This window comes from Microbacterium sp. Ld4 (assembly GCF_045066555.1).
In the GTDB taxonomy this organism is placed as follows: domain Bacteria; phylum Actinomycetota; class Actinomycetes; order Actinomycetales; family Microbacteriaceae; genus Microbacterium.
The window spans coordinates 187,706-206,119 of record NZ_JBISHE010000010.1 but is presented as its reverse complement, the minus strand read 5'-3'; the positions used below and the strand labels follow the sequence as shown (position 1 = coordinate 206,119).

Genomic DNA, 18,414 nt, shown 5'->3' with positions numbered 1-18,414 from the left:
ACCGCAAGCTCAGCGTACCGCATCTGTTTGACATGGCGGGTATCGAATCGGACAGATTACGGGTGGGTTCCGACATGAGGGTTTCGCTCATGTTCGGGGGATATCAGCCGGACCCTGCTCCCCCCTCTCCGACAGGCACCCGGAGAGCGGCTTCGAGAGCGGCGCGGGTCAGGGCGCGGTACTCGGCCTGGTCCCGCTCGCTGAGGCGCGACTGCCAGTTCGATACGAGCGCCTCAGCAGTTGCTTTCTGCGTGCGGTCGCATTGCTCTTCTGCGAATATCGCCCGCGCCCCCCGCTCGACCATCTCCTCGGTGATCTCGGGTTCCGGGTGCTTCCGGTGCGGCCCGAGCGCTGCGAGGATCGCGTCCGCGTCTTCCTCGTACGGCGCTCCCGAGTGCCAGATCGAACGCTCTCGCAGCGCGCGAATCAGCGCCTCGCGTTCGTCGTCTCGTGCTTCCTGTCCGGTCATCGCTCAACCTCCCGATTAACACGTCCCCACTGACGCCACCACTGGTCAGCGGCACCCACCACGGCGAGCTGCCATCGGACACCGAGGTACTCGACCACGGTCCCTGTCGGGCGCCAGAAAGTTCGCCACCATTCCGGCGGTTTGGGTTCGCGACCTCGCTGCCGAGGCGGCGTGTGGATGACTTTCACCTTGGGCCTGGTCATGGTGTCTTCTCCTTGAGGTGGTGTTCTGCTGCTTCGAGGACGGTGGTCAGGTCCCGGTCGTATAACCACTCCCGCTGATCGGTGACGTACTTCGGGTACGTCCACAACCGGAGCCGGCCGATCGCCTGCTCGAGTTGGCGTGTGGGGGTCACGATGCTTGCTCGGCTTTCACGGTGAGGACCTGGGATAGGCGGAACAGGGCGATCTTCCGACCCCGTTCGCCCGTGATGGTGGTGATGCGGTGGATGAGGCCCTGGGTTTCCCAACGGCGGATGGTGCGGATCTCCCGGTCCGCGTACTTCGCGGCTTGTTCGCGGGATACGAGCCCGTCACCCCACTCGCGGACGGGTGCGATGGGTTCTTCCCCGTCCTCTCCGGGTTCGGTCCAGGTGGTGGGGTCGCGGCGTTCCACACCCCACCGGTCCACCGCATCTTGAACAGACCACGCCTCCCGCACCCCATCGACCATGGGGTGACGGTCGAGGACCATGGAACACATCCACGACACCGCTTCCACATCGTTCGACATGGCGGTGAGGTCCGAACCCCACGACAGGTACGTGCTGTACGTCGCACGGATCGCGGTGACCGCGTCGATCAGGTCCGCCCCGATCGGAGCAGCCGCCTCCACCGGACCACCACCGCCCGACCGGAACGCATCGGTCGGGACCGCTTTCGCCGGGTCAGCGATCGACGCGAGCCGGCCGAGGAGATCCGGGGTGTCGTCGAGGTGACGTCGCATCCTCCCGAAGCACGGATCGCACAGGTACGAGCCGTCACGGCACTCACGCGGCGCGCAACCCCGGCACCGGTCCCCACGGTCCTCCCAACCCGGGCCGCTGCAGGCGCAGGTCGCATAGTGAACGTCTCTCTGGACGCACCCGCGAATACACATCCGGTCACCCATGGAACTGCTCCTCGATCTGGTGGATGGTGTCGGCGTCGAGCCGGCGGAGGCCGAGCGCACCCCGGTACGGGATCGACTCAGCGAGGGGTCGCGGGTTCGCCAGGACGAGATGCTGATACCAGCCCTCGGGCGCCGGGCCCATCGCCCACGGTGAGCAGTGGTGGCGGCATCCGTGCGGGTGATCTTCGCAGTTGTTGTCCATCCGCCCGCACCCGCCGATGACGGAGGCGCTGTGCACGTCGACTAGGTCGACGACGCCGATGATCCTGCCTGAGTGTTCCGGCTCGCCGAGGGGTTCGTATCCGACTCGCACGACCTGGTCGTACTCGCCCACGGTGATTCTTGCCGCTGCCTTCGCGACATGGATCGCGACCGGTCCGCGGTAGTCCCCGGCGATGTTGCGGACGCGGTTCTCGACGTCCTTGCCGCCGTGGATTATCGCCCACGCCCACGGTTGACGGACGGTGAGGATCCGCATCTCGTCAGAACGGGGTGTCGTCTCCATAGCTGCCACCTCCCCAGGCAGGCTCCGGCGTCGCCCACTGGTCGGGCGCCGGTTCGGGCTGCTGCTGCCGTCCCGACTGCCCACTCACCGCTGCCACGCTCGACGCCCACACCACGAGGTCGTAGTACGTCTTCCCGTCCTTGTCGCGACGTTCCGTCTTCTCGTTGCCCGTGAACTCGACCCGGTCACCCTTCCGATACTCGGACAGGCTCACCCCCGAATCGCGGGACACCTTCACCGTCCGGAACGTGCGGGCCGTGGTCTCCCACTCCCCCTGCTCGTTCTTCCGCCGGTGGGGTTCCGACGTCCGCAACGCGAACACGTTCCCCTCACGGTCGGACACCACGTCCTCGACGAACGCGCTCGAGACCTTGATCTCAGCCATCAGATGCTCCCCTCGATGCGCTCGGTGAGCTCGTCGATCAGGTCGGGACGGTACCCGGCCCACGACTCCTCGCCGACGACCACGACCGGTGCGGACGTGTGCCCGAGAGCCTTCGCCGCGGTCAGGTTCCCCTCGTCGGTGAGGTCCTCAGTGGTGAACTCGATGCCCTTGTCGGTGAGGCGCCGTTTCGTGGCGTCACACTGACGGCAGTCCGGCTTCGTGTAGACGCGGACGGTCTCGATAGTGGTCATGCGGTCTTCCTTTCGCTGTGCCCGGTTTTCGGGCTGGTTCTGTGCCAGGTCCGCTCACCACTCGCGATGAGCAGCCTGGATACGTACGAGGTCGAATACCCGACGCGTTCGGCGATCGCCGTGATCGGGAGTCCGCGGCGGCGGAGCTTCCGGATCTCGGTCGTCAGCGCTTCCTTGTGCGCCGAGCGTCGTGAGTCGCGATCGCCCTCAAGCTGCGCGGCGCGGGTCGAGCCGGTCAACAGGCGTGACGCTGACGCCTCAAGCAGAAGAGGGACCGTGATCCCCTGCGCCTCCGCCATGAGCAGCAGACGCGCCCAGACGCGGTCGTCGAACTTCACCGACACGGTCATGACGCCACCCCGACCCGCTCGTAGAGGTGCTGCTCTATTTCGGCTTTCGTGGTGCGGATGCAGTGGAGGACGTACGCCTGCGGGTTGTCGGGCCACTGCTTCGCCTTCTCGAGCAGCAGGGTGCAGAGCTGGAACGCTTGATCCGCGGTGACCGTCACGCCGACCTCACGGCCCACGGCATCGACGATCGACCGCAGGGAGCTGATGCCCTTCTGGCCCGCGAGGCGTCTCGTCATTTCCGACACAGGGATCGCGTCAGTCGAAACTCGCGCACGGTTACTACTGGACTGACTCATGGAAGGTGAGTAGTAGTCCTCTGACTCTGACTCTGACTCTGCTTTCTTCTGGGTTTCGGTGGCTTGCGAGTCGGTTCCGAACGGGAACCCACCAGAAACCGACTCGGTTACCCCTGGGTTCTTCTTCGGGCGGCCGCCCTTCGCACCGTTCGCCGCGTTCCGGGAACGCCGCTCTTCCCGCGCCTGACGGGTCTCCTGGTGCTCCGCGTAGTCACGAATCACGTACGTGTCACCGACGCGTGTGACAAGAGGACGGGTCGGGTGGGACCCCACCAGCGCTGCGAGGATCTCCGTGCCCCACGTGAACTCGGCATCCTCTGCGGGGAACACACCGTCGTTGTCAGCGATGCGCGCTTCACCGTTCATCTCGATGAACGCCCACCGCACCTCCGGGGTGAGCCGGCTGATCTTCGGGTGCCTGTGGATGTCGTTCGGGAACGTCATGTACAGCCTGGAATCGCGCGGCATCAGACACTCACCTCGTCGGTCAGGGCCCGGATGGCGGCCAGGTCGAACGCCTTGTGGCAGCGAACACAACGCGGCACGTACCGCGAGAGATCCGTGGAGTACGGGCCGAGCTCGGAGCGCTTCTCGTCCGGGTCGCTGCGGTCGTAGGACCAGTGAGCCGCTTGTCTCCCGCATCGGTCGACGCAGGGATGCGCCCTCGCGGAGCCGCGGTGCGCTCGTATCCGCTGATGCGCCGCAGAGTAGCTTGCGGCGTCGCCAGACCAGTGAGGGGAACGCTCGCCCTTACGGACGGCGCGCTCCTCCGGTGCGATGACCTTCGTCGGGTCTCCGTGTCGACGAACGCGGGTGTCGTGCATCTTGCAGTGGGCCGCGTTCCCGTCCTGTATCGCATCGCAGCCAACGACGGCGCATGCACGCTTGTGCGGGTTTCGACTCTTCGACGGTTGAGCGCCGCCCAGATCTCCGCTGCGCTTCCACCGCTTGTAGTGCATGAGGCAGACACGACGATCGCCGTTGACGATCGAGGAGCCGTTCCGCTGGCAGTCCTGGACAGAGCATCTGTGGAGCGTTCTCATGTCTCCTTCTTCCGGTGGCAGGGGCAGTCGGTGGTCGGGGTGGTGCGGTTGAGGACGCGGCAGGATTCGTCGCCGCCCCACGCTTTCCCGGGATGGCAGTTCAGGCAGCGGCCGCACGTCGGGAGGACACGAGCACGGGTAGGCGGGATGAAGTTCATGCGGTCACCTCCGTGATGCGGATGATCGCCCCGGGCTTCTCCCCCACGGCCCACTCCTTCGACCATTCGCCGGCGACGATGAACCGGTCGTCGAGGATGAGTCCCCCGGTCTTGAGTGCGTCGAAAGTGGAGCGCAGCAGCTTGTCGCCGTCGCCGACCGTGGGTGCGACGGGGTGCGTCGCACGTGTGGTGCGGGGCTTGGCGATGTAGAACCAGACATCCACTCGGTAGGGCGGGGTCAGCGGTCCGAGGAGGCATTCGGCGTCAGCGGCGATCGCGGCGGCTTGGGTGACGAGGTCCTCCCATGGCTTCACTCGTTGCGAGGACTCGCGCATACCGAACCGGGTCCGAATCTTCGACCCTTTGGGTGCGGGCACGCCTTCCACGTGGAAGTTCACTGAGCTGCCCATGGCCGCCTCGATTCCCATTCGTCTCCTTGCCGGTGTGCTTCTGTGTACGCGGCCTTACAGGTCACGCAGCGTCTCTGCCCGTGCCACTTGCTGAGCGGGTGCCCTTTGATGCAGGTGTCCCCCATGCCGGTTGGAGTGAGGGGCGACCGCGCGAGGTTCTCCCTCGGCGACACCGGCTCGAGGTGGTCCGGGTTCACGCAGTGGCGGACTCGGCAGAGGTGGTCAAGTACCTGACCCGCGTCGGGTTCGCCTCGGAGCAGTCGGAACACGAGTCGGTGTGCCTGGTAGGTCTTGTCGTCCAGGGAGGTCCAGCCGTAGCCATCCCGACTCCGCGATCGCGTCCACAACCAGCACCCGCCCTGGCCTTCCGCGATGCTCCGGCGGATGTGCCGGGGCAGGACTTCGGGAGTGTTCTTGCTTTGCCATTCGGTGAGGGGCGCTCGAGGGCCTCGGGTCGGCGCAGGGGTCCCTTCCACGTGGAAGCTGATCGCGGTCATGCTGCCCACGCCTTGCGTTCGGTCTTGTTGAGGACGGCGCTGCAGTCTTTGCAGATGCGGGTGGTGCGGCCGTTGCGGACGGTGCGGGGGATGCCGCAGCGGGCGCAGGCACGGATCTCGCGGGGGCTCATGCGAGGGTCCAGAGCTGGCGGCGGCGGGCGTCGCCGGGGCGGCGGATGAACCCGTCCCGGCGGAGGATGCCGAGGGTTTCGAGTTCGGAGCATGCGGAGCGGAGGCGGGACTCGGAGTACGGGAGCCCGTACCGGAAGATGCCGAGCTGCTCGACCTCCTTCTCGGTGAGGGGTTTGGCCTGCTGTTCGAAGATGGCGGCGACGGCACGCTGTGATGCCTGCACGATGCTGGTTGTCGCGTCGGCGGCTTCGTGGGATGAGGTGGGGTCGGTGGCTCTGGCTCTGGGTGTGTCGTTGGGGAAGAGGATCGGGACGTTGTGCGGGAGGATGTTGGTGCTCACGGTGTGCTCCTTGAACGGGTGCGAATCGGTGGGTGAGGGGTTGAGCCGTGGACAAGACGGCTCAACCCCGCTTCGGGGGACGGTTACTCGGCTTCGGGTGCGGCCTCCGATGCGAGCTCGGTCTTCCGCTTGTCCTTGAGCGCGACGAGTTCCCGGTTCCCGCTGTGTCCCTGCTGCGTGACCATGTCCCATGCGGCCTTCAGCGCGTCGACCGTGTCGGCGGCGCGGAGGATCTTCACGAGGTGCGTGGCGGGTTCGGTGAGGGGCTTCACGGTGAACGGTGCACGCTTCCCCCGGGTGAGGGTGAGGGGCACGGTGAGGGGTTCGGTGATGTGCGATAGCGCACGGATGCGGATGCCGCCGACAGCGTCTGCGCCGAACTTGATCGTCGGGTCCCCGTAGATTTCGATGCGCCGGCCGACGTACTTGGATGCGTCGGTACCCCACGCGGCGATGAGGACCCGGCGCATGGATTTCCCGGGCTTGTAGGGGCGTCCGGGGTGCTCGGTGTTGTGGAGTTCGACGGGCTGATCGGGGGGGCCTTGCTTGACCCGGTCGATGGTGATGACCATGCCGGTGGCGGCGACGTCGTCGAAGTTGAGCTGGTCGCTCTTCGGTTCGACGGTGGCGCGGATGTCCATGCTCATGAGTCCTCCGGCTTGTCGAGGCGGGTGTGGCTGACCCATCGGATGATGAGTTCTTCGTCGTCGTGGGTGACGGTGAAGGTGTCGGCTGCTTCTGTTCCGGGGACGAGCGTGTTGCGCGCCGCCCGGATGGCCTTCTCGAGCTCGGCGACGTTCGTCGGCCACTCGAGGGCGATCTCTTGGAAGACCTGGGTGCGGGTTCTGCGGGTGTAGGCAGCCATCAGACCTGGATCTCCTCTTCCTCGTTCTCATAAATGGCCCATGTGGGTGGGGTGAGGGTGACGGGTGAGTACCCGGGCCACTCCCCCGCCTCGACGCACGCGCGGTATAACTGGCGGGCTTGCTGGGTGCGTTTCTGAGCGAGGTCTTCCCAGATGAAGTCGAGCCGGTACACGCCGACGAGGTGGGGTGCGGCGGATTCGACGACGATGAACGTGAACCGTTCAAGGGGGGTGCCGGTTTCGGCGCGGTGGACGTCCTCGTACCACTGCTGCTGGATGTGGTATCCGTAGGAGCCGACGGACCGGTTGAAGCCCTTCGGGGACGCGTCGCGGGTGGTCTTCAGGTCGCCGGCGTGGCCGTTCCCGTACAGGTCGAACCGTGCCCGGGAAGGGACACCGTCCACGTCCTGGATGATCGTGACCTCACGGCCGGCGATCGTTTCGAGGATGTCGCGGGCTTGCGTGTCGGCGAGGACCGCTTCGGACATCGCGTCGACCTTCGCGGCATCCGCCCGACCGATCGGGATGAGACCGCGCGTGCGCTGCTCTTGCTCCCAGTCGCGGGTCGCCTGCTTCGTCGACACCGCACCGGACGGGGTGAGGTGCTCGTCCGGGTAGAGGACAATGCTCGCGCCGACGCCGAGGATCTTCGCGTGTGCCGCGGATCCGAGGTCGAACGCTGGCTTGGAGGGTTGGGGGTGGGTGTTCCAGTAGTGGAACCGGGCGGGGCTGTCGAGGAGTCGTCTCGCCCCGGTGGAGGACAGTTCAGCCCGCTGGTGGTACTCGGTGTCGGGCATGTCGGGGGTGATCACGGGCGCACCCCGATCCGAGCGATCGCTTCGCTGTGCAGCGCCTGCGAGTACCGCTTCGATGTCACCCAGCCGTTCGCAGAGAACTGCGCGGCGACGAGCATGTTCGCAGTGCGCATCTCCGCCGCAACAGCTTCCTGAGCTGCCGCGAGGCGGTTGAGTGCTTCCGTGTTCCGGCGGATAGCGCCAGTTCGTGCATCGGTCATGGGGTGTACTCCTTGCAGGTGGGGCAGTCGATGTCGGTGTCGGGGTCGTAGCTGAGTTGGATCCAGCCGCGCCCGTTGCAGTGGGGGCAGGTGCGGGTTTCGTCGGCGACCATCGCATCCCACGTGCCGGTCATGCGTGTTCTCCTGCGTTGTAGATGTGGAGGATCAGGTACCCCACCGTCAGGCAGATGCCGGCGGCGGTGATCCCGCTGAAGTACCCGACTCCCCATGCGAAGGGGATGAGGAGGATGGCGGTGGCGAGGAGGAGCGGGTATCGCGGACGTCGTACCCGAGGGTCCGGTACCGTTCCGCTTCCGTTGGGGAGTTGATCCGCATCCCGAGGCCGCCCGAGCGGGACAGGACGAGGTACCGTTCGCTCATCCACGCCCCACCGCCAGGCTGAGCCCGGTTGGGCGTGCTGCGGTTGCGGCGGGGATGGGCGGGTAGGGCGGGTTCGGGGTCTCATCGACCGTGACATCCACGCTCACGACGCATCCTCCGGCCAGATCCTGCGACCCGATTCGATGACGCCTCGCGTCGTGGTGATCGACTCGGCGTCCGCGACCTGGAAGACGAATGTCTCCTGGAAGGTCTCGACCAGACACGCGATCTCCTCGTCATCGCCGTGGCGACGGATCGCCCACACTTCGCCAGGCTTGGCGTCGTGCCACGCAGGCTTCGGCTCCGGGTGAGCATCGAAGTAGGCGCTCGCAGCAGGACGCCAATACGGCCACGTGTCACTACCCCGGGAGAGTGTGCAGCTACCAAATGAGGGCGCGTCTTCGTTGAAGACAACGACGCCATTTCCAGCGGGATAGCAGACCCAGTTGGGCTCCTCGGGCCACCTCCACCGTCCGAGGCGAGCGTCCTCCCCAGCCCGGTAGAACTCGCGGAGGGCGGCTACGTGGACCCCGGCAAGCGTCACGGTGTTGTCGACCGTCTTCACCTCGAGGGTCGTGAAATATACAAAGTCGGTCTGGGCGACATCTACGCCGTTGCTGGCGGTGAATGTGTTCATGCTGCGGCCTTCTGTTCGGCGTGGTCGATGAGCTTCCGGGCATGGTCGGAGAGGTCCGCGAAGATCAGGACGGAGCGGAGGTCACCCTTCTGCACGGCGGTGACGGTGAGGAGCGCGTAGGACTGTTCCTCTCTCCTGAGCGCGGGGATGTCTCGTGTGGTGGCGAGGGTGTTGAGGTTTTCGCGCCAGTGGTTGGCGAGGGCGTGTGCGCCGGGGGTGATTGGTATCGTGGGTGTCGTAGGCACGTGCTTGCCTTTCTGTTCGGAGATGCCGTCCCTGGCCGGGCGGCATTTCTGCTGTCTGGGATGGGTCAGGCGTCCTCGAGCGATGCGATCCACCGCTCCGCTTCGGCGGCCGGAACGATCACGCTGCGGCCTCTCTTCTTCGCCTTCAGATCCCCGTCAGCGATCGCCTTGTTGATCGCCCACAGGGACATGCCGGATGCTTCGACGAGCTGGTTCAGTCGGAACGAGATCCGGGGTGTGGGGGTGGTCATGCGGTTGCGCCTTCCATGAGGTCGGCCGGCGCGCAACGCAGAAAACCGCCGACACGCACGAGGTCGTTGACCGTGAAGTCGGTGTCTCCGTTGAGACGTGACTGCAGGTCGACCTCGCGCATGTCGGCGGCTTGGGCGATGCTTGCCAGCGATGCGGGGTGGGAGTGAATGGCGGCGCGAACGTTGTCGGCGACTCTTCTGCTTCCCGGGGTGATGTCCATACGGAAAGACTATCTGTCTGTTCAGACATGCACAAGTCTGTAGAGCCGTGCGGCGTGTCGCTTCGGACAGCGTTCACGCATAGAGTGAGGGTGTGAAGATCCCCGACGAGCTCATCAACAAGGCCACCTCGGACGTTCTCCGCGGCGTGATGAAAGAGTCCGGCATGTCGCAGCAGGACTGGTCCGACCGGACGGGCGTATCGCCCACGGTTGTGCAGAAGCTTCTCTCTGGGAAGCAGGCCGTGAAGGTCCCGCAGCTGCTCGCCCTGGTGAGCGCGACACGGTTGACGCCGGAGGAGGTCATGGAACGCATCAGCCGGGCCGTGGACCGGGAGATGTCGGACGCTCCCGTTAGCCTCGACGCTCACCGGGCGAAGAAGCCCGCGGAGATGACACATGACGAACTCGACGAACTGCGGGGGGCAGCGGGACGTGACGCGGAACTTGAGGAAGACGAACCACTCGACACGTAAGGGGCTGCTCTACGATCCGTGGGATCACGCGGAGCAGCTTGGGGTGGAGGTCGTCACGAGACCGTTGCGGACAGCGCACGGGTTGTGGCTCCCCGACCACCGGACGATCCTCATCCACTCCCGGCTCCGGGCGGGCGCGCAACGGTTGATCCTCGCGCACGAGATTGGGCATGCGGACCTCGCCCACCCCGACGACCGGCCGAAGCATGAACGGCAAGCGGATGAGTACGCAGCACGGAACCTGATCTGCCCGCGGGAGCTTGAGGCGGCGTACCGGTGGGCGCCGGACGAGGGTGCCCTGGTCCGTGAGCTGGGTGTGACTACGCGCTTATTTCGGGCGTACGTTCTGTCGGCTGCGTGAGCAGTTCGGAGAGTTGTTCCATCGCGTCGCGGAGTCGGCGGACGTCGGACCGGGATTTGTACGCGCGGGTCATCGCCCGGGTGGAGTGGCCGACGATCTCTTGGATGAGGTCTTCGGGGACGCCGGCGGCGTAGAGCAGGTCGATGGTGGTGTGGCGGATGTCGTGGAGTCGGATGGACCGGTCCTCGCCGAACACCTGGTGCATGAGGGTGCGCCAGTCTTTAGTGTCCTGGTGGGGGTCGCGGGGTTGCCCGTCTGGGCGTGCGAAGACGAGGCCGTACTCGTTGGGGGGTTCGGTGGTGCGGCGTCGTTGGAGGGTTTCGCGGAGGGGTGACACGAGCGGGATGATCCGCCACCCTGCGGACGACTTCGGGCGGGTGAGGTACAGGCCGCCGGTGACGTGACGGTACTCGTAGTCCGCGGGCACCTCGAGGTGACTGTCCGGGCAGGCTGCGCCGAAGATCTTCCCGCAGGGCCACACGCGCCCCGCGACGGGTCCGGTTCCGCACCCGTGGGATTTCGTGAGGCGTTGCAACTGCCACGACATGTCGAGCACATCGGTGACGCGATCCCATTCGAGGCCGATGACTTCCCCGCGGCGTGCGGCGGTGAGGAGGGATGTGCCCCACCGGTCCCGGTCGGGGTGTTCCTCGATGGCACGGATCAGGGTGAGAGCTTCGGGGAGCGTCATCACGTCGAGGTTGGTGCGGGCTTTGCGGGGTGGGGTGACGTACTCGGTGGGGTTCGAGGGGATGCGTCCTTCACCGGTCGCGGCGTGGAGGGATTTCGCGAGCGCGTGGTGAGCGTTGCGGGCGTATGTGGATGAGAGGCCCTTGTCGGTGATGTCGGCGCGGAGCCGTTTCACCATTGCGGGGGTGATCTTGTCGAGCCGGGTCTTCGGGCCGAGGGAGGGGATGATCTGCCGGCGCACCACGGACCGGAGCGAATCCATCGCGGAGGGGCGGAGCTCGGGGAGCTGGTAGGTGCGGAGCCAGTACTCGAACCACACTTCGACGGTGATGCTGTCGGTGGGGAGGTCGCCCCGTTTCCGGAGTTCCTCACGCGCCTCGTGGAGTTTCGCGCGCACGGTCGGTTTGTGCTTCGACCGGATGTACTTCCGGCGACGGTCCTGCTGCCGCCCGGTGGGGTTCGGGAGTTCGACCGTCGCCTGCCAGTACTTGAACGGTTTCGACTCGTCAGCCGGGACTCGGAAGATCGGTTCGCTCTTCTTGGGCATCGGGTCCCCTCCTGGTCGGGTACTTATCGGCGAGCACCTGCGCGATCGCGGTGCTCAGGGGCGTGGTCGTATGCCACTGTTGGCGGGGTTGCGGGGCCTGCCGCGCGGACGGCCTGAACCCCGGCTCGAAGGGAGGGTCCGCACGCGTCACTGCTCCCCCTCCGCACCGGCACTGGCCTCGAATGTCGCCGCGACGAGCACGAGCACGGCCAACATCTCGTCCCACACGTCTTCGACATCGGCAAGCAACGAGGACTCGACCATGTGCTTCGAGATCGACGCGAGACCAGACTTCACAGACCCGGCAAAGTCACCGCTGTACAGATTTCGTCCGCTGTGGTGGTGCTCATCCCAGATGGTGACGTCAGTGGGTCTGATCCAGATCCGTTCGCCATGCCCGGTGGCGAGGGCGTAGAAGTTCCCGCTGATGCGTACGCTCTCAACGCCGACGATCCGCTGGTACCTGCTCAGGTCGAAGGATTTCATCCCTGCTTCCCCTCTCCGACAGGCACCCGGAGAGCGGCTTCGAGCACAGCGCGTGTCCACCGGCCTGGGTCGCTGTGACTCCACGGGCGTCGGGTGCCATAGGTCGCGCAGTCCTCGGGGTAGGTCGCGCACGCGCACAGGTCGTCATGCGTTTCTGCATCGAGCAGACCCTCAGCGGCATTTGCGATCACGTCATCCCGCGCCTCGGTGATCTCGGGTTCCGGGTGCTTCCGGTAGGCCGCACCGATGATGGTTTCCAGGTCGTCCGGGTAGGCGGCCTCTCCTCGCAAGGCGCGGTAGCGCGTTCGAGAGACAGCATCGTCGAGCACTGCGTCCCGCACTTCGCGCCCGTCGTCTCGTGCTTCCTGGAAGGTCACCACACCGCAGCGACAGCCAATGCAGGGCGGTGCGGCCTGCGGCAGGTGGCAGGGACGTGCTCCTGTGGAGCGGACTTCGTTGTCCGCTTGACCTCTTCTTTCGCGTTCGACCTCGGCCACCGCTGCTTCCTTTCCTTGCCTGAATCTGGTGCATCCATTTGGTGCATCCAACCCGGCGTGTTTGCACCGGCTTGTACAGGACTCTACACGCAACTACGGACAGTAAGCAAGTCTGAACAGACAGATACTCTTGGTTTCCGGTACCAAAGGTCGGCCGTTCGAATCGGCTCGGGGGCACAACGAACTCGGCCCTCACCCGTCACGCGGGTGAGGGCCGAGTCTTGTCTCGGGAGGGAGCCGGTCAGACGCCGGTGTCCCGCAGCCACTGCTCGACGCTGCGGGGAGAGAGACCGAGCAGCGTCTGAGCCGACCGGTCCTCCTCGATCACCTCGCCGGGGAACGTCCAGCGGGCGTGGTACGAATCGACGACCGGGCGCGCGCCGGCCTCTCCGAAGAGCGGGATGATCTGCTCCCCGTAGCTCTCGGGCTGCTGAGCCTCGAAGGTGACCGGGATGCCGAAGGCGCGGGCGAAGCCGTCAGCGAGATCGCTGCCGAGCAGCGGCGGCAGCGCACCCGCCTCGACCGTGCCGGTGACCGAGTGGTCGGTCAGCAGCCGCACGGCGATGTCGGCCATGTCGAGGTGCGAGATCCACGAGACCGGGTAGTCGTGCCGGATCGGGTAACGGAGCACCCCCTCCTCGCGGGCCGGACCGAGGGTCACCGGGAGCAGGAGGTTCTCCAGGAAGAGCTTCGGTGCGATGACCGCGGATGAGACCCCCGACGACGCCAGGGCCTCGGCGAGGAGGCCGTGCGTCGTGGGCGCGCCGTCGGGCGTAGCGGTCGGATATCCGCTCGTGGAGAAGACCACGCGTGCGGGGCGTGCCTGCGAGACGGCTTCGCCGATGACGAGGGCGAACTGCTTCTGCTGATCGGGGCTTCCGAGCGGAAGGTGGACGAAGACCCCTCCGGCGCCCGCATAGGCGGCCACCAGGGACTCCACAGATTCGTTGTCGATCGCGACCGCATCGCCCGAGGCCTTCGAGATGTGCCGCACGGCGGCGGTCGCGTCGTGGCCGGCGGCGCGGAGGGAGGAGAGGACGGGGGAACCTTGAGCGCCGGTGGCGCCGTGGACGATGAATGTCATAGTTCATTAGTGCATAGGATGCACCGGTTACGTCAACTGCACTGAAGGCGATGCTCAGGTTCGAGCCGCCCTAGACCCCCTCCGGCGACAGCCGAGGGGGAGCCGGCCACCGACTCCCCCTCTGCCGCACCCACCCGCTCAGGAGCTCTGTTCGTCCTCTTCGGGCTCGAAGGTCGACGCCGTGCCGGTGTGACCTGCTGCGATCCCGTCGGGGTCGCTGGGGATCGTGCCGTCCTGGCCGAGTCCACCGGGCTTCTCCTCGCCGTCGGGGTCGTGCGTGGGAACTTCGACGTCCGGGCCCTCGTAGGCGTTCTCGTCGGTGTCGTGCTGATCGCTCGTCGACATGATCGTGTCCTCTCCGCTCGCGGACGCATTGAGATTCGCGGCGCTCACTCTGGATGGCGTCCTTGACGGCACACGCTACGCACAGACGCCCCCGCGGAGATCAGGGTTGACACACCGCGCACGGCGTGCGGCGGCGCCGGCGGGTCGTCACTCCGAGACGAGCTTCAGCCCGACGATGCAGGCCACGAGCCCGAGAAGCAGCAGAATGCGTACGAGCGAAACCGACTCGTCGCCGCTCACCATCGCGTAGGTGACGGTCAGTGCCGCTCCGATGCCGACCCAGACGGCGTATCCGGTGCCTGTCGGGATCTCCCGCAGGGCGAACGCCAGCCCTCCCATGCTCGCGACGAGCGCGACGCCGAAGACGATCGTGGGCCCGAGCTTGGTGAACCCCTCCGACCGGCCGAGCGCGGTGGCCCAGACGGCCTCGAGCACACCGGAGACGATGAGGACGATCCATGACAACATGACGGCTCTCCTGGCCAGTCTTGTCGCGTTCCGGGTACTGATCCGTCGTCCGGGGGCCCGGTCGGGGCCCACTTTCGAGGATACTCCGACCGGAAGCGGCGCGCCCGGATCATCCCTGAGGATGACCCGGATCACACCCGCGACGGATGCCGACGGGGCGCCGGAATTCATAACGTCGAAGCATGACCTCGACACCTTCTCCCCGGCTCCCTCTCGGCTCGGCGGCCGCCGCCGTGGCGGGAACCGTCGCCGCCATCGTGATCGGCGCGCTCGGCCTTCTCGTGGTCCCCGCCGCCGCCCTGGTCGCCTTCGGACCGGCCCTCCTCGACGCGGCCTTCTAGCACCCTGGACGGGAGCGCTCAGAGAGCCACGCTGTCGTTGCGGCCGTCGTAGGTCTCGCCGGTGAGCTTCGACTTCACCAGGCTGACGATCGACGCGATCGCGCCTCCCGGGCTGCTCCAGTACTCCCCCGACACGGCGTCGATCTTGAGGAGCGTGACGCGGGGGTCTTCGGGACCGTCCGGGAACCAGGCTTCGACGGCCGGCGACCAGAATTCACGCAGGCGGCCGAGGTCTTCGACGATCTCGCCCCGCCCCGCAAGGGAGACCCAGGCGTCGTTGCTGCTGAGGGCGACACCGACAGCCGGACGCGACTGGACGTCGGCGACGACGGACGAATCGCGACCGACGATGAACCAGAGGTCTCCGTCGAACTCGTGCTCCTGGACGGTCAACGGGCGAGCGGTGAGCTTGCCCTCGCCGTCGGCCGTGGTCACCATCGCGAAGCGGAACTTCGGCAGCAGATCGATGAGCGTCTCGCGGGAATCCTTCGTCGTGGCCATGTGGGCCCTCCTTCGTCGTTGCCCTCACCCTCACACCCGGCGGCTCACCCCCGCCCCCCCTTGACAGGCGAGCGGCAGACCGCGCACACACGCCGGCGCCCCGGCATCCGAGGAGGGATGCCGGGGCGCCGGCGGAACCGGAGTATCAGCCGCCCGAAGGGTTGTCCTTGGGTGCGCCGTTCTCGTCGGTCGTCAGGTCGGGCTCGTCGGCGGCGCCGCCGGAGGCCGTGTCGGCCTCGGTCTGGTCGTCGGGCTCTCCCTGGGTGTTGTGCTGAGGGTCGTTCGTGTCGCTCATCGGCGGTGTCCCTTCGCTCGTCGTGCGTGGAGTCCGGACGCTACTCCCGCGGCGGGCGACGACAGAGCCCCTTGACACCGCTCGGACCGCTGCGGGACGGCTCAGGGCGAGGAGACGAGGAAGAGCCCGTCCAGGAGGCCCGGATTGTGCGCGTGGACGAGAACCCCGAACACGACGGCATCGAACAGCAGATGCACGGTCACGACGTAGGCGAGGGACTTCGTGCGCAGGAAGATGACGGCCTGCAGCAGCGCGAACGGGATCGTGAGGGCGGGGCCCCATTCCCGGTAGCCCAGCTCCCAGAGGAAGGAGACGAAGACGACGGCCTGCAGGACGTTGGCCGACCCGTCGGCGAAGTGACGGCGGAGCAAGGCGAAGCAGGTGCAGATGAAGAACAGCTCGTCCCAGATGCCGACCGCGCCCACCCCCACGAAGAGACGGGCGATGAGATCGGGCGTGTCGACGACGGGCCAGTTCTGGTACACCCCGGAGGTGATGAAGTAGAACGGCAGGATCAGCCAGCCGAGCACGAGGACGGCCGCGAGCCATCCCCACTGCCACGCGGTCCAGCGCCCCCCGCCGCGCCAGGGGAAGCGGATCGCGTGGTCGCGGTACACGAACCGGGAGATGAGGTACGGGACCACGACGGCGCCGCCGAGGGCGAGGGTGAACCTCAGCATCGCGAGGTTGTCGAGCTCGGCCTTCAGGGGGATGACGCTCACGATGAGCAGGCCGATCGCGATGAGCGAGAGGTCGCGCGTGAGCGACGGCTCGGCGGCAGTGATCCGGCGCCGCTCGATCGCGGCAGCAGCGGCGAGCCCGGCCGCGAGCAGAAGCCAGCCGAGCCACGGCGTCTCGAGAACGAAGAAGGCGGGTGCGGCGAGACAGACGGCGAGCGCCGGCAGGATGCCGACCGCGACGACCGGCCGGGAGGCGGGCGGAGAGGTCGCCATCAGGCGGTCCGGACCGCGCGTCGGTAGGTCAGGTCGCGGATCGCCCGCCCCTTCTCGAGCCCCTTGCGCTCGAACGCCGTCATGACGCGGCCCTCGAACCGCTCATCCCAGTCGCCGTCGAAGGCCGGCGCGAAGTCGTCCGCCTCGCCCAGCACGGTTCGCATCTGCCTGGCGTAGTCCTCCCAGTCGGTCGCGAGCCGCAGGAGCCCGCCGTCTCGGAGTGCTCGCGCGGCCAACGGCGGGAATTCGGGAGCGACCAGCCGCCGTTTGGTGTGCCGGGACTTGTGCCACGGGTCGGGGAAGAAGATCCAGAGTTCGTCGACGGAGCCCTCGGGGAGGAGGTGCTCGAGCACCTCCGGCGCATTCGCCTCGACCAGTCGGAGGTTTCGCGCGCCCTCGCGCTCGGCATCGAGCATCGTCCGGGCCAGGCCCGCACGGAAGACCTCGACGGCCATGAAGTCGCGCTCGGGGCTGTGCGAGGCCGCGTGCACGATCGCGTGCCCCTGGCCCGACCCGATCTCGACGACGAGCGGCGCCGTCCGGCCGAACACGGTCGCCGGGTCGATCTCCGACCCGGCGAGGACGCTGGTGGCGGCGGCATCCCGCTCCACCTCGAGCACGTACGTGGCGGACAGCTCGTCCCACGCTCGTTCCTGGCCGTCGCTCATCCGGCCGCTCCGGCGGACGAAAGAGACGGGCTTGTCGCGGTAGCGCGGAGTGTCGTCGGACGGCTCGGGATCGGGATCGGGCATGCTCTCAGCGTATCCGGGCGCATGCGATCACCCGGATGCGGGCGCCGGTCAGGTGGTGACGAAGTCGATGAGCTCTTCGACCCGGCCGAGGAGCGCCGGATCGAGGTCGCGGTAGGTGCGGACCGAACCGAGGATGCGCTGCCAGTTGCGGGCGATGTCGACATGATCGGATGCCGGCCAGCCCAGCGCCCGGCTCACACCGGTCTTCCAGTCGATCCCCCGGGGCACCTGGGGCCAGGCGGCGATGCCGACAGTGGCGGGCAGGACGCACTGCCATACGTCGATGTGGGGGTGCCCGACGATCCTCAGGTGCGCGCCGTGCGGACCGCGCAGGATCTGCTGCGCGATGCGCGTCTCCTTCGATCCCGGCACGAGGTGGTCGACGAGCACCCCGTACCTGCGCTCCGCGGTCGGCGGCTCATCGTCCAGCATCTCGCCGAGCAGATCGAGGCCCCGGAGGTATTCGACGACCACGCCTTCGACCCGCAGATCGTCGCCCCAGACCTTCTCGACGAGCTCGGCGTCGTGCTTGCCCTCGACGAGGATGCGCGAGGCGCGGGCGACGCGGGCGCGCGCCGTCGGGGCGGCGAACGACCCCGATGCGGTGCGCGCGCGGCCGGCGGGCGCCGCGGCCGCGGGGGGCACGAGCACGACAGCGGCACCGTCGACGAGGAACCCGCCTCCGAGGGGGAACAGTCGCGCCCTGCCGTGGCGGTCCTCCAGCTCGACATGACCGGATGCCACGCGCGTCACCGCTCCGACGTATCCGTCGCCGGCGACCTCGACGACCAGGTCGCGGGTGGCGGGCACCTTCGGGACCACCGTGCGGTGGGCCTCACGCCACCCGGAGGCGAGCACATCGGCTCCGTGTCGATCGTCCATGGCGGTCCTCTCCGAGCGGGATCGCGCTCCGTGCGCGCGGCTTCTTCCGACCGCGCGAGCCTAGGCGAGGAACACAGGGACAACACACAGGCGCTCCGATCCGATGCGGCTATCGAGCCATGCCCGGTGCGGAATAGACTCGACGCGGGCGGCGTCTCCCGCGCCCCGGAGGAGGTTT

The 18,414-nt window shown here is 67.2% G+C and carries 35 protein-coding genes and 1 riboswitch; of the genes, 3 read left to right on the top strand and 32 right to left on the bottom strand.

All coding sequences use genetic code 11. The features are described 5' to 3' along the window. Positions 1 to 103 precede the first annotated feature (103 nt). From ACJJV7_RS06810 to ACJJV7_RS06710, 21 genes are all read right to left on the bottom strand, one after another. A complete protein-coding gene (locus ACJJV7_RS06810) occupies positions 104 to 469 on the bottom strand; it encodes a hypothetical protein (RefSeq protein ID WP_405373392.1) in 366 nt (121 codons plus the stop codon). Positions 470 to 668: 199 nt separating this feature from the next. Beyond that, positions 669 to 824 carry a hypothetical protein gene (locus tag ACJJV7_RS06805; protein ID WP_405373390.1) on the bottom strand — a complete coding sequence of 52 codons (156 nt, stop codon included), beginning with the start codon at positions 822 to 824 and terminating at the stop codon, positions 669 to 671. Continuing rightward, positions 821 to 1,579: a hypothetical protein gene (locus ACJJV7_RS06800; RefSeq protein ID WP_405467836.1), complete on the bottom strand. Its 759-nt coding sequence runs from the start codon at positions 1,577 to 1,579 to the stop codon at positions 821 to 823. The genes ACJJV7_RS06805 and ACJJV7_RS06800 overlap by 4 nt, the downstream gene beginning before the upstream one ends. Beyond that, complete coding sequence (locus tag ACJJV7_RS06795; protein WP_405373386.1) at positions 1,572 to 2,084, bottom strand: hypothetical protein; 513 nt, start codon at positions 2,082 to 2,084, stop codon at positions 1,572 to 1,574. Before ACJJV7_RS06795 ends, ACJJV7_RS06800 begins: the two co-directional genes overlap by 8 nt. Next, positions 2,062 to 2,469 (bottom strand): single-stranded DNA-binding protein, encoded by a 408-nt coding sequence (locus tag ACJJV7_RS06790; protein ID WP_405373384.1) that lies wholly within the window; start codon positions 2,467 to 2,469, stop codon positions 2,062 to 2,064. The genes ACJJV7_RS06795 and ACJJV7_RS06790 overlap by 23 nt, the downstream gene beginning before the upstream one ends. Continuing rightward, positions 2,469 to 2,720, bottom strand: coding sequence for a glutaredoxin domain-containing protein (locus ACJJV7_RS06785; protein WP_405373382.1), 252 nt, complete (start codon positions 2,718 to 2,720; stop codon positions 2,469 to 2,471). The genes ACJJV7_RS06790 and ACJJV7_RS06785 overlap by 1 nt, the downstream gene beginning before the upstream one ends. Continuing rightward, positions 2,717 to 3,070, bottom strand: coding sequence for a hypothetical protein (locus ACJJV7_RS06780; protein WP_405373380.1), 354 nt, complete (start codon positions 3,068 to 3,070; stop codon positions 2,717 to 2,719). The genes ACJJV7_RS06785 and ACJJV7_RS06780 overlap by 4 nt, the downstream gene beginning before the upstream one ends. After that, on the bottom strand, positions 3,067 to 3,306 hold the full coding sequence (locus tag ACJJV7_RS06775; protein ID WP_405373378.1) for a hypothetical protein: 240 nt from the start codon (positions 3,304 to 3,306) through the stop codon (positions 3,067 to 3,069). Before ACJJV7_RS06775 ends, ACJJV7_RS06780 begins: the two co-directional genes overlap by 4 nt. A gap of 1,257 nt (positions 3,307 to 4,563) precedes the next feature. Continuing rightward, a complete protein-coding gene (locus ACJJV7_RS06770) occupies positions 4,564 to 4,902 on the bottom strand; it encodes a RusA family crossover junction endodeoxyribonuclease (RefSeq protein ID WP_405467834.1) in 339 nt (112 codons plus the stop codon). A gap of 59 nt (positions 4,903 to 4,961) precedes the next feature. Next, complete coding sequence (locus tag ACJJV7_RS06765) at positions 4,962 to 5,474, bottom strand: HNH endonuclease signature motif containing protein (RefSeq protein ID WP_405373373.1); 513 nt, start codon at positions 5,472 to 5,474, stop codon at positions 4,962 to 4,964. After that, entirely contained in the window at positions 5,471 to 5,605 is a 135-nt protein-coding gene (locus tag ACJJV7_RS06760) for a hypothetical protein (protein ID WP_405373372.1), read from the bottom strand. The genes ACJJV7_RS06765 and ACJJV7_RS06760 overlap by 4 nt, the downstream gene beginning before the upstream one ends. Next, positions 5,602 to 5,946, bottom strand: a complete 345-nt coding sequence (locus ACJJV7_RS06755) for a hypothetical protein (RefSeq protein ID WP_405373370.1) — start codon at positions 5,944 to 5,946, stop codon at positions 5,602 to 5,604. Before ACJJV7_RS06755 ends, ACJJV7_RS06760 begins: the two co-directional genes overlap by 4 nt. A gap of 83 nt (positions 5,947 to 6,029) precedes the next feature. After that, entirely contained in the window at positions 6,030 to 6,593 is a 564-nt protein-coding gene (locus ACJJV7_RS06750) for a hypothetical protein (protein WP_405373368.1), read from the bottom strand. Further along, the gene (locus tag ACJJV7_RS06745; RefSeq protein WP_405373366.1) at positions 6,590 to 6,811 is read right to left on the bottom strand and encodes a hypothetical protein; all 222 of its coding nucleotides are present in this window, start codon (positions 6,809 to 6,811) and stop codon (positions 6,590 to 6,592) included. The genes ACJJV7_RS06750 and ACJJV7_RS06745 overlap by 4 nt, the downstream gene beginning before the upstream one ends. After that, entirely contained in the window at positions 6,811 to 7,623 is an 813-nt protein-coding gene (locus tag ACJJV7_RS06740) for a PD-(D/E)XK nuclease-like domain-containing protein (protein WP_405373364.1), read from the bottom strand. Before ACJJV7_RS06740 ends, ACJJV7_RS06745 begins: the two co-directional genes overlap by 1 nt. After that, positions 7,620 to 7,826, bottom strand: coding sequence for a hypothetical protein (locus ACJJV7_RS06735; protein ID WP_405373362.1), 207 nt, complete (start codon positions 7,824 to 7,826; stop codon positions 7,620 to 7,622). The genes ACJJV7_RS06740 and ACJJV7_RS06735 overlap by 4 nt, the downstream gene beginning before the upstream one ends. Then, the gene (locus ACJJV7_RS06730) at positions 7,823 to 7,960 is read right to left on the bottom strand and encodes a hypothetical protein (protein WP_405373360.1); all 138 of its coding nucleotides are present in this window, start codon (positions 7,958 to 7,960) and stop codon (positions 7,823 to 7,825) included. Before ACJJV7_RS06730 ends, ACJJV7_RS06735 begins: the two co-directional genes overlap by 4 nt. A 350-nt stretch (positions 7,961 to 8,310) precedes the next feature. Beyond that, positions 8,311 to 8,844: a hypothetical protein gene (locus ACJJV7_RS06725; RefSeq protein WP_405373358.1), complete on the bottom strand. Its 534-nt coding sequence runs from the start codon at positions 8,842 to 8,844 to the stop codon at positions 8,311 to 8,313. After that, positions 8,841 to 9,089 carry a hypothetical protein gene (locus ACJJV7_RS06720; RefSeq protein ID WP_405373356.1) on the bottom strand — a complete coding sequence of 83 codons (249 nt, stop codon included), beginning with the start codon at positions 9,087 to 9,089 and terminating at the stop codon, positions 8,841 to 8,843. Before ACJJV7_RS06720 ends, ACJJV7_RS06725 begins: the two co-directional genes overlap by 4 nt. Positions 9,090 to 9,154: 65 nt before the next feature. Next, positions 9,155 to 9,340 (bottom strand): hypothetical protein, encoded by a 186-nt coding sequence (locus ACJJV7_RS06715; RefSeq protein ID WP_405373354.1) that lies wholly within the window; start codon positions 9,338 to 9,340, stop codon positions 9,155 to 9,157. Further along, positions 9,337 to 9,561, bottom strand: coding sequence for a hypothetical protein (locus tag ACJJV7_RS06710; RefSeq protein ID WP_405373352.1), 225 nt, complete (start codon positions 9,559 to 9,561; stop codon positions 9,337 to 9,339). The genes ACJJV7_RS06715 and ACJJV7_RS06710 overlap by 4 nt, the downstream gene beginning before the upstream one ends. 92 nt (positions 9,562 to 9,653) lie before the next feature. On the opposite strand from ACJJV7_RS06710, the gene ACJJV7_RS06705 reads away from it, so the two are divergent. Both ACJJV7_RS06705 and ACJJV7_RS06700 read left to right on the top strand, forming a co-directional pair. Continuing rightward, a complete protein-coding gene (locus tag ACJJV7_RS06705; protein ID WP_405373350.1) occupies positions 9,654 to 10,034 on the top strand; it encodes a helix-turn-helix domain-containing protein in 381 nt (126 codons plus the stop codon). Next, entirely contained in the window at positions 9,958 to 10,395 is a 438-nt protein-coding gene (locus ACJJV7_RS06700) for an ImmA/IrrE family metallo-endopeptidase (protein ID WP_405373348.1), read from the top strand. The genes ACJJV7_RS06705 and ACJJV7_RS06700 overlap by 77 nt, the downstream gene beginning before the upstream one ends. Here ACJJV7_RS06700 and ACJJV7_RS06695 read toward each other — a convergent pair. From ACJJV7_RS06695 to ACJJV7_RS06670, 6 genes are all read right to left on the bottom strand, one after another. After that, the gene (locus ACJJV7_RS06695) at positions 10,355 to 11,632 is read right to left on the bottom strand and encodes a tyrosine-type recombinase/integrase (protein WP_405373346.1); all 1,278 of its coding nucleotides are present in this window, start codon (positions 11,630 to 11,632) and stop codon (positions 10,355 to 10,357) included. The two genes, ACJJV7_RS06700 and ACJJV7_RS06695, sit on opposite strands and share 41 nt — an antisense overlap. Positions 11,633 to 11,779: 147 nt before the next feature. Then, positions 11,780 to 12,118, bottom strand: coding sequence for a hypothetical protein (locus ACJJV7_RS06690; RefSeq protein ID WP_405373344.1), 339 nt, complete (start codon positions 12,116 to 12,118; stop codon positions 11,780 to 11,782). Further along, positions 12,115 to 12,615 carry a hypothetical protein gene (locus ACJJV7_RS06685; protein ID WP_405373342.1) on the bottom strand — a complete coding sequence of 167 codons (501 nt, stop codon included), beginning with the start codon at positions 12,613 to 12,615 and terminating at the stop codon, positions 12,115 to 12,117. Before ACJJV7_RS06685 ends, ACJJV7_RS06690 begins: the two co-directional genes overlap by 4 nt. A gap of 241 nt (positions 12,616 to 12,856) precedes the next feature. Next, entirely contained in the window at positions 12,857 to 13,699 is an 843-nt protein-coding gene (locus tag ACJJV7_RS06680) for an SDR family oxidoreductase (RefSeq protein ID WP_405373340.1), read from the bottom strand. A gap of 138 nt (positions 13,700 to 13,837) precedes the next feature. Beyond that, entirely contained in the window at positions 13,838 to 14,044 is a 207-nt protein-coding gene (locus ACJJV7_RS06675; RefSeq protein WP_405373338.1) for a hypothetical protein, read from the bottom strand. 147 nt (positions 14,045 to 14,191) lie between these two features. After that, positions 14,192 to 14,509, bottom strand: a complete 318-nt coding sequence (locus ACJJV7_RS06670) for a DMT family transporter (protein ID WP_405373533.1) — start codon at positions 14,507 to 14,509, stop codon at positions 14,192 to 14,194. A 12-nt stretch (positions 14,510 to 14,521) separates the two neighbouring features. Then, positions 14,522 to 14,586, bottom strand: a riboswitch (guanidine-III (ykkC-III) riboswitch). Between the two features lie 108 nt (positions 14,587 to 14,694). Between ACJJV7_RS06670 and ACJJV7_RS06665 the strand changes: the two genes are divergently transcribed. Next, positions 14,695 to 14,853: a hypothetical protein gene (locus tag ACJJV7_RS06665; RefSeq protein ID WP_405373336.1), complete on the top strand. Its 159-nt coding sequence runs from the start codon at positions 14,695 to 14,697 to the stop codon at positions 14,851 to 14,853. 18 nt (positions 14,854 to 14,871) lie between these two features. On the opposite strand, the gene ACJJV7_RS06660 is transcribed toward ACJJV7_RS06665, so the two are convergent. From ACJJV7_RS06660 to ACJJV7_RS06640, 5 genes are all read right to left on the bottom strand, one after another. Continuing rightward, entirely contained in the window at positions 14,872 to 15,354 is a 483-nt protein-coding gene (locus ACJJV7_RS06660; RefSeq protein WP_405373334.1) for a pyridoxamine 5'-phosphate oxidase family protein, read from the bottom strand. 145 nt (positions 15,355 to 15,499) lie between these two features. Continuing rightward, a complete protein-coding gene (locus ACJJV7_RS06655) occupies positions 15,500 to 15,649 on the bottom strand; it encodes a hypothetical protein (RefSeq protein ID WP_405373332.1) in 150 nt (49 codons plus the stop codon). Positions 15,650 to 15,750: 101 nt separating this feature from the next. After that, positions 15,751 to 16,602: a CPBP family intramembrane glutamic endopeptidase gene (locus ACJJV7_RS06650; RefSeq protein ID WP_405373330.1), complete on the bottom strand. Its 852-nt coding sequence runs from the start codon at positions 16,600 to 16,602 to the stop codon at positions 15,751 to 15,753. Beyond that, positions 16,602 to 17,354 (bottom strand): tRNA (guanosine(46)-N7)-methyltransferase TrmB, encoded by a 753-nt coding sequence (gene trmB / locus ACJJV7_RS06645; RefSeq protein WP_405373328.1) that lies wholly within the window; start codon positions 17,352 to 17,354, stop codon positions 16,602 to 16,604. Before trmB ends, ACJJV7_RS06650 begins: the two co-directional genes overlap by 1 nt. Positions 17,355 to 17,402: 48 nt before the next feature. Then, positions 17,403 to 18,236 (bottom strand): DUF3097 family protein, encoded by an 834-nt coding sequence (locus tag ACJJV7_RS06640; RefSeq protein ID WP_405373326.1) that lies wholly within the window; start codon positions 18,234 to 18,236, stop codon positions 17,403 to 17,405. Between the last annotated feature and the right edge of the window lie 178 nt (positions 18,237 to 18,414).